13 protein-coding genes are annotated in these 14,957 nt (G+C 60.2%); 1 reads left to right on the plus strand and 12 read right to left on the minus strand.

From position 1 onward, the window contains the following. Nucleotide 1: 1 nt before the first annotated feature. The 12 genes from tssK to tssA are packed head-to-tail and all read right to left on the minus strand — an operon-like array spanning nt 2 to nt 13,915. On the minus strand, nt 2-1,330 hold the full coding sequence (gene tssK, locus BMX59_RS10165) for a type VI secretion system baseplate subunit TssK (protein ID WP_093121229.1): 1,329 nt from the start codon (nt 1,328-1,330) through the stop codon (nt 2-4). A 1-nt stretch (nt 1,331) separates the two neighbouring features. Beyond that, nucleotides 1,332-1,826, minus strand: coding sequence for a type VI secretion system lipoprotein TssJ (gene tssJ, locus BMX59_RS10170; protein WP_092244286.1), 495 nt, complete (start codon nt 1,824-1,826; stop codon nt 1,332-1,334). After that, a complete protein-coding gene (tagH, locus tag BMX59_RS10175) occupies nt 1,823-2,995 on the minus strand; it encodes a type VI secretion system-associated FHA domain protein TagH (protein WP_092244288.1) in 1,173 nt (390 codons plus the stop codon). The genes tssJ and tagH overlap by 4 nt, the downstream gene beginning before the upstream one ends. Nucleotides 2,996-3,012: 17 nt before the next feature. Further along, entirely contained in the window at nt 3,013-3,144 is a 132-nt protein-coding gene (locus BMX59_RS10180) for a type VI secretion protein (protein WP_081049244.1), read from the minus strand. Nucleotides 3,145-3,186: 42 nt separating this feature from the next. Then, complete coding sequence (locus tag BMX59_RS10185) at nt 3,187-4,722, minus strand: sigma-54 interaction domain-containing protein (RefSeq protein ID WP_093121230.1); 1,536 nt, start codon at nt 4,720-4,722, stop codon at nt 3,187-3,189. After that, nucleotides 4,719-7,151 (minus strand): AAA family ATPase, encoded by a 2,433-nt coding sequence (locus BMX59_RS10190; RefSeq protein WP_093121231.1) that lies wholly within the window; start codon nt 7,149-7,151, stop codon nt 4,719-4,721. Before BMX59_RS10190 ends, BMX59_RS10185 begins: the two co-directional genes overlap by 4 nt. A gap of 12 nt (nt 7,152-7,163) precedes the next feature. Beyond that, the gene (gene tssG / locus BMX59_RS10195; protein ID WP_092244297.1) at nt 7,164-8,171 is read right to left on the minus strand and encodes a type VI secretion system baseplate subunit TssG; all 1,008 of its coding nucleotides are present in this window, start codon (nt 8,169-8,171) and stop codon (nt 7,164-7,166) included. Continuing rightward, nucleotides 8,135-9,922: a type VI secretion system baseplate subunit TssF gene (gene tssF / locus BMX59_RS10200; protein WP_093121232.1), complete on the minus strand. Its 1,788-nt coding sequence runs from the start codon at nt 9,920-9,922 to the stop codon at nt 8,135-8,137. Before tssF ends, tssG begins: the two co-directional genes overlap by 37 nt. Next, nucleotides 9,912-10,331, minus strand: coding sequence for a type VI secretion system baseplate subunit TssE (tssE, locus tag BMX59_RS10205; RefSeq protein ID WP_371914367.1), 420 nt, complete (start codon nt 10,329-10,331; stop codon nt 9,912-9,914). The genes tssF and tssE overlap by 11 nt, the downstream gene beginning before the upstream one ends. Then, entirely contained in the window at nt 10,328-11,803 is a 1,476-nt protein-coding gene (gene tssC / locus BMX59_RS10210; protein WP_092244303.1) for a type VI secretion system contractile sheath large subunit, read from the minus strand. Before tssC ends, tssE begins: the two co-directional genes overlap by 4 nt. 28 nt (nt 11,804-11,831) lie before the next feature. Next, on the minus strand, nt 11,832-12,329 hold the full coding sequence (tssB, locus tag BMX59_RS10215; protein ID WP_093121233.1) for a type VI secretion system contractile sheath small subunit: 498 nt from the start codon (nt 12,327-12,329) through the stop codon (nt 11,832-11,834). A gap of 32 nt (nt 12,330-12,361) precedes the next feature. After that, nucleotides 12,362-13,915, minus strand: a complete 1,554-nt coding sequence (gene tssA, locus BMX59_RS10220) for a type VI secretion system protein TssA (RefSeq protein WP_093121261.1) — start codon at nt 13,913-13,915, stop codon at nt 12,362-12,364. A 476-nt stretch (nt 13,916-14,391) separates the two neighbouring features. On the opposite strand from tssA, the gene BMX59_RS10225 reads away from it, so the two are divergent. After that, entirely contained in the window at nt 14,392-14,907 is a 516-nt protein-coding gene (locus BMX59_RS10225; protein WP_025858362.1) for an Hcp family type VI secretion system effector, read from the plus strand. Nucleotides 14,908-14,957: the final 50 nt, after the last annotated feature.

Raw genomic sequence — 14,957 nt, forward strand, 5'->3', positions numbered from 1 at the left:
GTCAGTTCCTGATAGCCCAGAAGTTGAGTTCCAGCTCGGCAAACTCGCCGCTGGCGTGGAAGGCGAAACCACCTGATTGCTCCAACTGCGCAATGTCACGGGGGCTGAGTTCGAGCATGTAATAGGTCTTGCCGGCATGGAACGGAATCTGCCGCGGCGCTACCGGCAACGGCTTGACCTTGATCCCGGCCAGGTGCAGGTTGACCAGTTCGCGGATGCGCTCCACCGGTCCGATCTTGAGATGGGCCGGCAGTCGATGACGCAGTTCCTCCGTATCGCACTGGGCAGTGGCCGCCAGGATGAAGGTGGCTGTACCGAGTAACTTGAGGTCGCTCACCGGGCATACCAGCACCCCGTACTGCCGTGGTTGCAGCGTTAACTCGACCGCCTGCTGTTCCAACACCAGCGACAGCGCCGCACGAAGGCCTTCCATCAATCCACGAAAGCTCGCGCCCTGATCGCCATGCCGGTATTGCGCCGGAAATTGCGCCCGTTTGCTGTCGTTGGAAAAGGTGCACAGCTCACCGAAAATCGACAGCAACTCCCGATACACCACCTCCGGCCGCACCTGGGTCTGGCTCAGGTAGTGACGCAATCTCAATTCCGCACGATTGATCAACTGCAGCATCAAAAAGTCGCCGACCTGTGCGCTGGCGCTAGCGCCGTTTCCCTGGATGCGCGCTGCAATCGCATCGCCACGGGTCGCCAGCAGGCTGGTGACTTCGTTGATGCAAGACGCCACATACCCCGAACCCTGAAGGTAGATAAACGTTGGTACAAAATCCGCATCCAGCCTCACGCCGCCGTCCTGGGTCGAATCCAGCACCCGGGCAACCTGGAGTTTCACGTAGAACGCGTCACCGGGCGGCTCGCCCAGCATCAGGCGCAAGTCCGGGCGCGCGCATTTGATCTGGCAACGGGAGTCGACCCCGGCAGTGGAGTCACCGATTTCTGTATCACAGGCAACATAGCGCGCCAGGACATCGCGTTGCTCCTTCGAACGCACCTCGACCTGATTGTCAGTCGCCAGCGGCAGCGCCAGGTACACAGCCTGTCTGCCTGCATTGGCAGGCACCTGCAACATCAGGGGTTCCAGGGTGCCGCTCAGCTCGAACAGGCTGCCGTCCGGTAGCACTCCGGTGGCCTGGTTCACCACAATCTTGCCCAGCTTCAGGTACTGCACATCGACTTCCAGGCTCAGGAAACCCCAGGCATCACTGCTCAGCAGCCGGGTGTGGTTGAGTTGCCGATGGTAGTAGCGGTCGCTGTGCTGCAAGTGTTGGGGCCTCAGCAGCATGCCCTCTTGCCAGATAACGTTATGGATCTGCATCTCAGTCCTCCGTCCTGTCAGGTTGAGGTGCCGCCATCCGGATACCCGTCTGGTCCAGCACGATGTCGGCACGGGTCAACTGTCCGGGAGCCACAGGCAGCACCCATCGCCATTGCACATGGGGCAAGTCACGATAGGCCGCCAGCACGCCGACATAGCGACTGCGCGGCTCGACACTCAGCTTGAGCGCCAGCCGTTCGCCGGGACGCAGTTCCAGTTCCTCGCCGCTGACCCAATCCTTGGGCAGTGCCTGTTCGGCCCGGCCGTAGAGGCTGAAGAAATCGGCGTTTTCAAAAGCCACCGGATGCCGCAGCTCCAGCAATTGCACCACCACGGGCGAGGGGCGACCGTGAAGGTCGGGGTTGACCTCGTCGCTGGCCGTCAAAGTCAGGTCCAGCTTGGTCAGGGTGGAAAAAGGTGAAAGGGTGCTGCATCCCGCCAGCAACCCCAGCAGTAGCAGCGTGAATGAAACCGCGACCCGAGACCGGCCAATCATCCTGCGTACCCCGCGTGAAGGGTGGAGACCAGGCGTACCTGCTCCTCGTAGGCTTTGCAAAATTCATGACGCAGCACCTGCTCATCCAGGGGCTCGTCCTCAGTCAGTCGCCGATAATGACGTTGGTAGGCCCGCCAATGGGCGCCATCGCTGAAGAACCTGGGTGACTTGCCGTCACGTTCGAAGCGCAGCAGCAAGTGCCCAGGCGCAAAGGCTGCCAATGCACCGCGTATGGCAGCCCGACAGGCCACGACCAGAGCCAGTTGATGAACCTGCAAGTCTCGGTACGCCTGGTCGACCGCTTGCTCGGCAGAGAACTGACAGGATTCATCGGCGCCGAGCAAAAAAGCCAGGGCGGCATGGCTGTCGGCACAGTCTTTCAACGGATTGCGGGTATTGAGCAGCGGAACCGCCAGTAAGCCGTGGACCTCGCTGTTGAGTTCATCGCGGGTTCGCACGCTTTGCTGCAACCCTGCGAGGGTTTGTCTGAACAGGCCCGCCACCTTGATCGCCAGGGCTTCGCGCCCCGGCGTATCAAGCGAGTCCACCTGCATGCCCAATGCGTGGGCGAACTGCGCCCAGAATGCTTCCGAGGTTGCAGGTGGTGGTGTGACAGGGCCAGGTGACACGACGTCTCTGGCCGGCTCAGCCCATTGCGGCACGACCAGGTGATCGTGCTCCACCGTGCCCTGACGCAAGGTTTCGAAAGGTGCCTGTGGCGTTGTGTCCAACGCGTCCAGCTCTGCTGAGGAATTGCCGAGCCGTACCTCGCGATCCAATGCGTCGACAGGATCCAGCCCCAGGAACGCGTCGTCTGGAATCGTGTCTTGCCGAGCAAAACCCTGCCCTGCCTGCAACACCAGGCGGGCACGGATATCCAGCAACCCCAGTTGGTACACATCGCCGTCACTGATGAGCCGTGCCTGTCCTTTGCACAAGCGCTCCATACTGCCCGACACACCGATACCGTTGCTGCTGATATCCGTCAGGAAATAGCGGCCCTCTCTAAAACTGACCAGGGCGTGGTGACTGGAAATCAGACGGTTGGCATCCGGGAGCACCCAGTCACAACCCGACCCACGTCCGATCACGCCACCGACACCGTCAAATGTCTTGCGCTCAGGCGGCTCCCCGTTTGCGGTGCTACAGAGTTCAAACATCAATTGCATGACAGCAGCCCCCCTGTTCAGTGCCCACGACGAGTCGCGTGGGGGTCACCCAACGGACGGTAGTCGGCGTCATCAAAGACATAATTGGCGTTACAGCCACTCAACAAACACAGCGCAAGCACCAGGGCTTGCCACGGATGAAAAGGCATCAGGTATCTCCCATGAAAATAAGCGGCCCGCACGTTCCCTGCTCAACACTCCTCGCGGACATCCCCCACGGGGATTTTCAAGCGTGCCAGGCGGTAAAGCAGCGTGCGCCGCGCAACGCCCAACTCACGTGCGGTACGGGTGCGATTGCCACGGTTCTTGTGCAGGCAATCGATCAGGAATACCCGCTCTACCCGCTCCAGGCGCTGGCGCAGCGTCGCATCGACTGCCCCGGTGGCAGCCGGCACCGGCAAGGACAGGTGTGCCGGCAGGATCACACCGTCGTCACAGAGCAGCACCGCACGTTCCACCAGGCACTTGAGTTCGCGGACATTGCCGGGGAAGGCGTGACCCGAGAGTTGATCAAGGGCTGCACTCGACCATTGCACCGGCACACGCCCGAGGTCGGCAGAGGCTTGATGCGCGAACTCCCGCGCCAACAGCAACACATCGCCGTCGCGCTCACGCAGGGGCGGCAGTTCGATGGGAAACTGCGCAAGCCGGTAGTAAAGGTCCTCGCGAAAACTGCCTTGGGCGACCATGGTGGCGAGGTCACGGTGGGTGGCGGCGATGATGCGTACATCCACCTTGTGGGCCGTACTGGCGCCCAACGGACGCACTTCGCCCTCCTGCAAGACCCGCAGCAATTTAGCCTGCAGCGACAGCGGCATATCACCGATTTCGTCGAGGAGCAGCGTGCCGCCGTCCGCGCTGTCAAACAGCCCGGCGTGGTTACGCTCGGCCCCCGTGAAAGCACCTTTGCGGTAACCGAACAGCTCACTCTCCAGCAGCCCTTCGGGAAACGCCGCACAGTTTTGCACCACAAATGCTTTGCTCCTGCGCGGCCCCGCAGAATGGATCGCCCGCGCCACGACCTCCTTGCCCGTACCGGTCTCGCCACGCAGTAACACGGTGTAGGGGGTATGCAGGACCTTGCCGATCAAACGATACGTCTCGTCCATAGCCATGCTGCTGCCGATCAACCCGTACGCTGAACGTGGCGCCGGCATGTAAGCCTGAGGCTGGGCAACACATCCAGTGGCACACTGACACTGCAGTAAAGCGCGCTGCATCAAGGCAAGGCTGCCCAACTGGCTCAAGGCGGCGGTGTAGCCCTGCAGGTTTTTCCGATGCTGGCTGGCACACAGCAGTACCCCCTTGATGCCCTTGCCTCGGTCAAACAACGGCACACATGACAACGCTTGCCAGGGGGCCCCCATGACCGGCAGGAAACCGTACTCGTACATGCTGCCTGAGTGTTCTTCCAGGCTAAGGGCAGTTTGCTGGTTGAGCACGTAGTGCAGCACCTGTTCATGCTGGAAATCCTTGGTACAGGCCGGATCGCCAGGGCAAGGCATGCCGTGCAAATGCTGGGCGATCAACTCAAGCCGGCCAGTGGATTCGTTGCGCCAGTACCATTGGCTGAGGTCACACTCGCTCAGTCGCGCCGCTGCGGCGACACACAAACCGGGGAGAGTGGCTGCGTCGTCCGCGCTGCCCAGGCGGATGAACCCGTCAAGCAGCGCATCGGCACAGACCGCCGAACGGGGCAGCAGGGTGAGCAGCCGATCCTCTCTCATTGGCTGAACTCACAGGTTGGAACGCCGTTAGCCGCCAGCCGGGCATGGACCTGTGACACAGGCTCACCTCGGGCCATGGCTTGCAACCGCCGATCGACCACCTGCGGCAACAAATGCAGCTCGATCCATTGATCGACGTAACGCGCGCCACTGTCATCGTGGGCGCACCGCTCGGCCATGTGTTCAACCAGCTCCGACGTGTAACTGAATGCCAGACTGCGCAGACTCAAGCGTTGCCCCAGGCGTTCGAGCTTGAGCCTTGCCAGGTCATGCAGGACGTCACCCGTGACCGGGTAATACGGCACGACACGCATCCTGGCCAATAACGCGGCTTTGAAGTGGTCCCGCAATTGCGGCAGGATCGCCTCATGCAGCGTTCGCACGTCAGGTCGCCCGCCACCTGCGCACAATTGCCCGATGCGCTCACTGCCCAGGTTGGACGTCATCAGGATCAGCGTGTTGCGAAAGTCGATTTCCCGCCCTTCTCCATCATTGGCCAGGCCCTTGTCGAAAATCTGGTAGAACAGGTTCAACACTTCTGGGTCGGCCTTCTCGACCTCATCGAGCAGCACTACCGAATACGGGCGTTGGCGCACAGCTTCCGTCAACACGCCGCCCTCGCCAAAACCGACATAACCGGGCGGTGCGCCAATCAACCGAGACAGGGAATGTTTTTCCTGGAACTCCGACATGTTGAGGGTGGTGACGAAGCGCTCACCGCCATACAGCAGGTCGCCAATGGCCAGCGCCGTCTCAGTCTTGCCCACGCCACTGGGGCCGACCAGCAGGAATACGCCGACCGGCGCATCAGCCTTGTTGAGCCCCGCAGCAACGGCACGCAGGTTGCGGTCCAGGGCCTGCACCGCTTGCTCCTGGCCGAGAATGCGCAGGCGCAGCGCATCGGCAAAACCCAGTACCTGTTCACTGTGCTCAAGTGCCAGTTGTTCAACCGGGATCCCCGTCCATGCACTGATGACCTGAGCCACCAGGCGGGGGCACACCTGCTGCGTGGTTTGCTGCTGTGCAAGCCAGCGTTGCTCAAGGTCCAGGCGCTCGCCGTCCAGCGCCTCCATCCGCAGGTTCAACGCGTACAAGGTCTGTTCGTCCACGGGAAAGCCTTCGTCCCGGTCTCGGCTCAATGCCTGACGCTGCCGCGCCCCTGCCGCCTGTTCTGCATAAAGGTGTTGCAACGCCTCAGGCGCGGTCTCCCGGCAAGTGCTCAAACGAGCGCAAGCGGTATCCAGCACATCTACCGCCTTGTCGGGCAACTGACGCCCGGCCAAGTAACGGGCGCTCATCTGCGCCGCCGCGACCACCGCATCGTCGCGCACGTAAACACCATGACTGCGCTCATACACCGGGACTAATCCGCGCAGGATCGAGATCGCTTGCTCGACGCTGGGTTCTCCGACCCGAACAGGCTGGAAACGCCGCGCCAATGCCGGGTCTTTTTCAAAGTATTTCTTGTATTCCGTCCAGGTCGTTGCAGCGATGGTGCGCAACTCGCCGCGAGCCAGCGCCGGCTTGAGCAGATTGGCGGCATCGGACGCACCCGCCTGCCCACCCGCCCCCACCAGCGTGTGTGCTTCATCGATAAACAGGATCACCGGTTTCACTGCGGCGCTGACCTCATCGATCACACCCTTCAGGCGTCGCTCGAACTCGCCTTTGATACTGGCACCGGCCTGGAGCAGGCCTATGTCCAAGGTCAGTAGCCGCACCTCCCTGAGAGACTCGGGCACCTGTGCAGTGGCCACACGCAACGCGAGGCCTTCGACAACGGCTGTCTTGCCCACTCCGGCTTCACCGACCAGGATTGGGTTGTTCTTGCGTCGACGCATGAGTATGTCGATCAACTGACCGATCTCAACGTCACGACATAACACCGGGTCAATACGCCCTTCATGGGCCTGGCGTGTCAGGTCGTGAGTGAAGCGCTCCAGCAGTGATTCGCCCTGCGGCGCAGGGTCTGTACGAGGCGCCTGACTCGACACGAACGCCTGCACACGCTGTGCATCCAGCCGGCTCAGAAAAACCTGATAGGCGCTGCCCGCGTGCTGCAGCGGATGGCGCAAGAGCGCCAGCAACAGGGCGCCGTGATCGATTTCAATGTGTCGCAGTTCCAAATGAGCAACCATCGAAGCCTGTTGCAGCCATTGCACCAGTGCCTGGGCAAACACTGGATTGCGTGACGCACTGGCCTCCCCCTTGGGTTGCAGCGTGGCTTGCAGTTCTGCGGTTTCAATACCGGCATCCTTCAGCGCCCGCACCAGCAGGCCATCGCGATGCTCCAGCAGGGTCAACAGCAGGTCTTCCACCAGCACTTCCCTGCCGCCGCGCATGACGCAGCGCTCGGCGGAACGCTCCAGGTCACTGCGGGCCTGGGGGGTCAATGCCTGGATAAGTTGTTGCAGGTCCACATTCATCATCCTGATTCATCCCTAATAAGCGTTGCCTGGCACAATGACCACACCGTCGGCGCACTCATGCGCCAGCCAACTGGTCCAGCCGAGGCGGCAGACGTTGTGTTCGCCGATGTGCAGCGGCCGGATCTCTTCCTTGGCCATGACCAGACGCACGTCATAGTCCAAAGGGTCCCGCGCCGTCAGGCGCACCAACGAACACAGCAGCGGGTAGTCCGCGCCGGTCGGCAAAAAACCATGGAATCGGTCCCACCCCACCCCCTGCAGATGCACCCTGAACTTGCCATTGCGATCAGCCACCTGGCTGCCCAGCACGTGGTCATGGCCAAGGGTGCTGTTGGCGGCGCCAAGCCGATTTCGCTGTGATTCGGCGATGACTACGCTGCGCAGGACCCATTGCTCGACGAACAAACGGCGGTGTTTGAAGTAGTAACGCAGCACCGTCTCGATCAAGGCCGAAGAATGCACCCGCAGGCTGAGCAACCCCAGGTAGGGCAACAGTCGCTTGCCGTTCAGTTGCGTGGCGCTGCGGACCTGCGGCCCTCTTAACCCGATCAACGCAAACATCTGCTCGGAGAAGGCATCACGGGCGCCTGCCTGGAAACACGCCCGATAGCGATATTTGCGCCAGATCGGCAGCATCAGCCGTTGCAGACGGTGATGGAACACGTCGAGGAAATCCCGGGTTGCGTTGCCACCCAATTCATCGACGCACGCCTGCTCAGCGTAAAACGCTGGCAATGGCGAACCCGCACCACACAGGCCCAGTACGTTAAGACGCAAACGCGCACGCAACTGGCCGTGCTCGATAAAAAACGCCACCCGGTCGATATCGTGACCGGGAAAACCCAGGCCCGGGTTGGCCTGGAACTCAAGCAAGTCGTACAGCGTGTCGTCATCCAGCAACGGATGGGCATCGCGCAGACGCTTGATGACCCGCAGGACCGCCTGAAACAGCGAGTACTCACGGATGACCCGGGTCAGTTGTGTCAAAGCGGGGGCTGCTGGCCCATCCGTGGTGACCATAGGTACACGTCTCCTTGTGTGCTGATGACTCTAAGTTCGTGGTAAGCGTTGAGGCTGGCGTACAGCGCGAAGAATTCGTTGAGCACCGAGGCGAACACAAACACCTCGCCCTCCCCCAGGAAGCCCTGGGGATCGATGGTCAAGTCAATGCGTAACCCTCGAATCGGCAAGCCGTGGAACAATTGGTCGACTGCTGTGTGGCTGACCGAGCGCATCGCGCCCAATCGCCGCTCGCTGACCTTCTGCGCCTGGCGATCGTGGTAGCGCGGCAAATCGTAGGTTTCGAGGATCACTTTCAAGGCATGGATGTCGGTCAGCGACAGGTAGTTGAGCGACATGTTGCTGATCAGCCGCCAGAGAAAGTCCCGGTCCAGAGGCGGAATAAAACTGGCTGTCGGTGCGCAGATATTCCGAAACGACAGCCCTTGCGGCGTCTGCTCGCAAGGCTGGTTGATGTCGCCGATCTGCAACTGTCGAGGCAGGTTGTGATTGGTGCACGTCAGCTCGATCGACAGTGTCTGCTGATCCAGCTCCAGACCGCTGCCCAACCCGAGCCAGGTATCCAGCCCGGTGTGCTGCGCCGATGGCCGCTGGCGAATGCTGTAACTCGCCGGTCCCTGGGAACGCGCGGTATCCCCCTCATGCTCGAAGGATTCAAAGGGCACGTAGGCCTGATACCCCAGCCCTCCGGGGTGCCAACCCGTGACGCTGTCTACGGAAAATACACTGGCGTTACCACGTGAGTACTCACCAGGGATCAGCAGGTATTCGTCCTGTTTTCCGTCCAGGCGGATAGGTACCGCGTCATGCTTGAACAGGTTGACGATGGGGGTGCAGTACAGCTTCACGTTATCCAGGGTGGGCTGCCCGGGTTCTCGCCATGGCCTGCCCAATCGGAAGCGCAACACTACGCCGCACACCTGCTTGAGCAGTTCGCCAGGTAATCGGTGCAGTACCCCCAACCCTCCCACATCGACAAACAGGTACTTGTCGGGAAAGGCAAAGTACTCCTGCAGATGGCGATAGCCGCCAAAAGTATTCGGCGGATACGGAATCAGTGCCTGCTCCTCGCTGAACCCCACCGGCTGAACCTGATCGGCGTCCAGAAGCAGCGATATCGCCTGCCCATCCTCCCCACTGACCGGCAAGCCATCCCGACCGAAAGGCAGCAACTCGATACCCTCCAGATGACGCAACAGACTCAGGTACAACGCCTGGCTGATGTAGCGATCTCCCGCCAGATGCAGACGTAGCTGATCGAAGTTCCACTCACTGAAGTTGCCTTCTGCACTCATCTCCAGGCGCAGGCTCAAACTGCCCCGCTCTGCCTGGGCGCTGTAGTCCAGCGCACTCAGTTGCAACGGTAGAACCTGAGTGGCGTAGCAGGTACGAAAGCGGCATCGTTCGTCATTGACTGCGACACTTTCAACCGGTGTATCGCGCGCGACCCACACGCCAGGGCCTGAGTGTTTCAGCGGATCGAACTGCAGGATGCTGAACGCCGGCAATGGACGCATGTAGTTGGGCCAGAGCAACTGCATCAGCGAATGCGTCAGCTCTGGAAGCTCGTCATCCAGTTTCTGGCGCAAGCGCCCGGTGAGAAACGCAAAGCCTTCCAGTAACCGCTCTACGTCCGGGTCCTGACCCGCCTCCGCAAGAAAGGGAGCAAGCGCCGGATTGCGCTCGGAGAAGCGTCGACCGAGCTGTCGCAGTGCACTGAGTTCGCTCTGGTAGTAACGGTTAAAGGTCATCAGGCATGACCTCTACCCGGCCGGAATCAGAGAGCCGCGCGGTAAACACCACCGGTTGAGCGACACCCTTGACCAGCAGGGTGGCTTCGATAGCGAACGCAAGCGCCAGCGGGTCATGATCCCGTGGCAACATCATCACTTTTACCTGCTTCAAGCGCGGCTCGTACGCTCGGATAAAGCGCTCGATCAACAGACGTGACTGACTCAGTGATTCATGCAGGCTCTGATTCATATCATTGAGGTCGGGCATACCGTAGTCCGGCAATGTCTGAACGCTGCCGGCACGGATACTGAGCATTTTCCCCAGGTGGTTCGCGACAGATGTCACGCTACTGGCGGAGGTTGCCGCCGGACGCTCGAGGCGCTCGAACAGGCTTCGATAACCGCGCACTTCTTGGTCCCTGCTCATTCTTTGTCGAGCTTGCCGACGAGGGATAGCGTGAAATCAGCGCCCATGTACTTGAAATGCGGTCGCACACTCAGGTTGACGCGGTACCAGCCGGGCTCACCCTCGACATCACTGACGACGATGCGTGCCGCCCGCAAGGGACGTCGCCCACGGACTTCAGCGCTGGGGTTTTCCTGGTCGGCGACGTACTGGCGAATCCATTTATTGAGTTCCAGCTCCAGGTCGGTGCGCTCCTTCCATGAACCCAATTGCTCACGCTGAAGGACCTTGAGGTAATGGGCCAGGCGATTGACCACCATCATGTATGGCAACTGGGTGCCCAGGCGGTAATTCAGCTCGGCTTCCTTGCCCTCGGGGCTGAGCCCGAAGTGTTTCGGCTTTTGCACCGAGCTGGCGGAAAAAAACGCCGCGTTGTCACTGCCCTTGCGCATCGTCAAGGCGATGAAGCCTTCTTGCGCCAGTTCGTATTCACGACGGTCGGACACCAGTACTTCGGTGGGGATCTTGGTTTCGATTTCCCCCATGCTCTGGAAGTGATGCAACGGCAAGTCTTCCACCGCTCCACCGCTTTGCGGGCCAATGATGTTCGGGCACCAGCGGAACCGCGCGAAACTGTCAGTCAGGCGCGTGGCGAAGGCGTAGGACGTGTTGCCCCACAGGTAGTGCTCGTGGCTGTTGACCACGTTTTCCTGGTAGGCAAAGGTCTTGACTGGACACTCAAGCGGATCATAGGGCGTGCGCAGCAGGAATCGCGGCACGGTCAAGCCGATGTAGCGCGCATCTTCGCTTTGGCGAAAGCTTTGCCACTTGGCAAATTGCGGGCCTTCGAAGTGATCCTTCAGGTCCTTGAGGTCGGGTAAACCGGTGAAACTTTCCAAGCCGAAGAACGCCGGCCCGGCGGCTGCGATAAATGGCGCATGGGCCATGCAGGCTACACTGGCGGCGTACTGCATCAGTTTTACATCAGGGGCGCTGGGGGATAGGAAGTAGTTGGCGATAATCGCGCCCACCGGCTGACCACCAAACTGCCCGTATTCCGCACTGTAGATGTGCTTGTACAAACCGGACTGGGTCACTTCCGGCGAGTCTTCAAAATCTTCCAGCAGGTCTTGCCGGGAGACGTTCAGCAGTTCGATCTTGATGTTCTCGCGAAAGTTGGTGCGATCGACCAGCAGTTGCAACCCCTTCCAGGACGCTTCCAGCGCCTGGAAGTCGGGATGGTGCAGTATCTCGTCCATCTGCAGGCTGAGCTTGGTGTCGATCTCGGCGATCATCCGGTCGACGAGGCGTTTCTTGACGGGCTCGCCACGGTTCTGGGGCTTGATCAACTCTTCGATGAACGCCGATACACCGCGCTTGGCAATGTCATAGGCGTCGTCGTCGGCGCTCAACAATGTCTGGGCAACGATGTTATCGAGGATGCTGTACTGATCAGCAAGTTGTGCCGGCAGCGAATGCGGTTGTGTCGTCATGGGGTCAGTGTCCTTTTACTGGAAAATGTCAGGCGTCGGGGCTGTCCAGCCCTAGTTCCGCCAGTACCCGTGCGCGGGACTCGTCATCGGCCAGGGCTTGCTCGATAGCCTTGCGAAAGCTCGGGGTGTTGCCCAATGGCCCCTTCAACGCCACAAGTGCCTCACGTAGGGCCATCAGCTTGTGCAACTCGGGTACCTGCTCCACCAGGTTCGCAGGGTTGAAATCCTTCATGCCGTTGATGCGTACCTGAATGGCCAACTCGTCGACGCCCGCCTCCTCCTGCAAACGGTTGGCCACGCTCAACGTCAAGCTCAATGCCTGCTTGGCCAACACGTCATCCAGGGTGTTCTTGTCGATTGCGATGGGCTTGCGATCTTCAAGCTTGCGCACATCCTCACGCTGGGTGAAATCGCCCAGTACCAACAGTTTCAATGGCAGCTCGACTTCTTCCTGCGCCCCGCCGATGGCGGGTTTGAACGTGATGTTGATACGTTCCTTGGGGGCTACCGAACCTTCTTTGGCCATGGTGTCTCTCCTTTTTCAAGTGGCTCGAAAGCCTATTCAAGTACCGCTTCCAGATCGAAGAGGCACAGCCTGCGATGGGTGTCTTCCTTGCGTTCGCGCACGGCATGGTTTTGTGGCAGCAGGTCGCAACAGCGGTGCAGGAGCTGCGTCACTTCCAGGGCCAGCTCCGGCTCCCAGCGCTCCAGGCCCATGCGTTGCAGTTCATGGTCAAGCTGTTCGAGCTGGATCTTCGCCAGCTCATGCTTGCCCGCCTGTATGCACAGACGCGCTTGGGCGAGCCGCCAATGAAAACGTGCGCGATCACTGCGCGCGGCCTGCATGCCTTGCTTGAGTTCTCGAATGGCAGACTTGAGTCCGTCCTGACGCAGCCGCGGTGTCAACGCCTGCAACGCGGTCGCCCAGGGCTCGGCGTTCGTATCGATCACTGCTGCGGGTAATTCGGACCGGTGCAGGTGACGGACAACCTGCTGGGAGATCCAGTCGCGAGTGGCTGCGTCGGCAAAGGGTGCGCCGTCGTGAAAGCGAAACTCCGGCAGGTCCGGCAAGCGTTGCAGCAACAGCGCGAAGGTCACTTCCAGCTCGGTCATGGCCAGGTCGGCCTGCAGGACCTCCAGGCATTCCCAGAGCATGCGCAGACCATCGAACCAGAACATCGCCCCGGCAAGACTGGCCTCAAGCTCAAGCACCAGGTCTGCGTGATGGCCTTGTGCAAAGCGCTCCTGATAACGTTTGAGCTTGTCGGGAGCGGGCCCGCGCAACGCGGTCACCTGCTCGTTATCGGCATTCGGGTAGCTGGCAAGTGCCAGCCATGCCAGTGTCCGACTCAAACGCAACGCGCGCAGGTCGGTGGCGTTCTGGCGCAGCCACCAGGCACAGAGCGGGCGGGCCTGCTCCTGCAAGGTACGGAGCACCTTGTGGGCGTCCTTTTCGCTCTCCACCACCGCTTCGGACTTGCGCAATTGGCTGGCGGCCTGCTTGACTTGCTCGATAACTCCGCTCAATCCCGCCACCGGGGTATCGTCCTGCACTGCCCGCTCCAATCGCTGCGCCAATTGCCTGCGAACCGGCAACAGCAGCGGCGCATCATCCCCGAGGTGCTCGGCCCAAAGCTCATCCAGATGCACCAGGTGCTCCAGCAAGGCGCGGAACAAAGGCTGCTGGTTCTGGAGCGCCAGGCCCTGCGTGAACAGCGGCTCGAGGCGCAACACCAGCCATCCGAATGCGGCACCGCGGGTGCGCGGTTTTTCCGGGTAGAGCACCGACCACTGATGCTCACAGAGGTAGCGCAACAACCCGAGCCCCGCCAGCAGCCCCGGGTAGGATTCACGCTGGTGCAATGCCCAGGTCAACCACACAGCCACCCGCAGATCCTTGGACTGATGGCGCAGCAGGTTCTCGCTGGTTTCCAGCACCTTGTGCCAGTCGGGCTGGCTGCCGGCATGAATCGATTGTGCCTTGACCAGCTCGGACTCCAGCACTTCATATTCACTCGAAAAGCGCATATCGCTGCCCGCAAAACTTGTTTGCGTACAGGGTGCTCGCGCAAGTTCAAGGTAATAATCATACCGACCATCCGAATAAGGCATTTGCCACCACACCAACTAAACATTCAAACAACAACAACTAGCCACACAAGTATCGCGTGTCTACCAGCCATCTTGATTTCGCAAAAAACTTGCGACGTCTTCGAACCTTAGTCATGCCCAAAACATTCAGCAAGCGATGGAACCGCACTTAGTCCTTTTCCTACAAAGCCAGTTGCCACAGGGTGCGCGCAGGATTTTGCGCACCTAACACTGCATAGCCACTCAGCTAATCGTCAAACTTCAGCATTTATCAACATTTCAATATGAGCAACTAAATGCGCACCCATGCGCAATCGAATACGCGCAATTAAGCCCAGTAGCAGCCTATCGCGCTGGATATTCGACCTTATACAACAGCATCACCCTGATTTCATTGGCGCCTGCACTTTCAGGCACGCTTCTTGTTATAGGTATTTGCCCAGCCGAAAAAACTTATCGGCTGGAACTACCTCATCAATCAGACAAGGAACCCCGTCATGCCAACACCCGCGTATCTCTCCATTACCGGTGTAAAACAAGGTTTGATCACGGCAGGCACGTTTACCCAGGACTCGGTAGGTAACATTTACCAGGAAGGCCATGAAGACCAGATCCTGGTCCAGGCTTTTTCTCATCAGGTGATCATTCCCCGCGACCCACAGTCAGGCCAGCCAACAGGTCAGCGCGTCCATAAACCCCTGATGATCAGCAAAGTGTTCGATAAGTCCTCGCCCTTGCTCTTCAGTGCATTGACCAGCGGCGAAGAGGTCAAGTGCCGGCTGGAGTGGCTGCGCACTTCGTCGGCCGGCACCCAGGAGCATTACTTCACCATCGAACTGGAGGGGGCGACCATCGTGGATATCCAGTCACGCATGCCCAACTGCCAGGACCCCGACAACGCCCACTTCACTCACCTGGAAGATGTGTATTTCACCTATCGCAAGATCGTGTGGACCCACGAAGTGTCCGGTACTTCGGGGTCGGATGACTGGCGCAGCCCGGTTGCAGGTTAAACCGGCTTGACACAGGCACGGCGCCAGGGAAGGCGCCATGCCTGTACGGC

The organism is Pseudomonas sp. NFR09 (assembly GCF_900111535.1).
Taxonomy (GTDB): domain Bacteria; phylum Pseudomonadota; class Gammaproteobacteria; order Pseudomonadales; family Pseudomonadaceae; genus Aquipseudomonas; species Aquipseudomonas extremorientalis.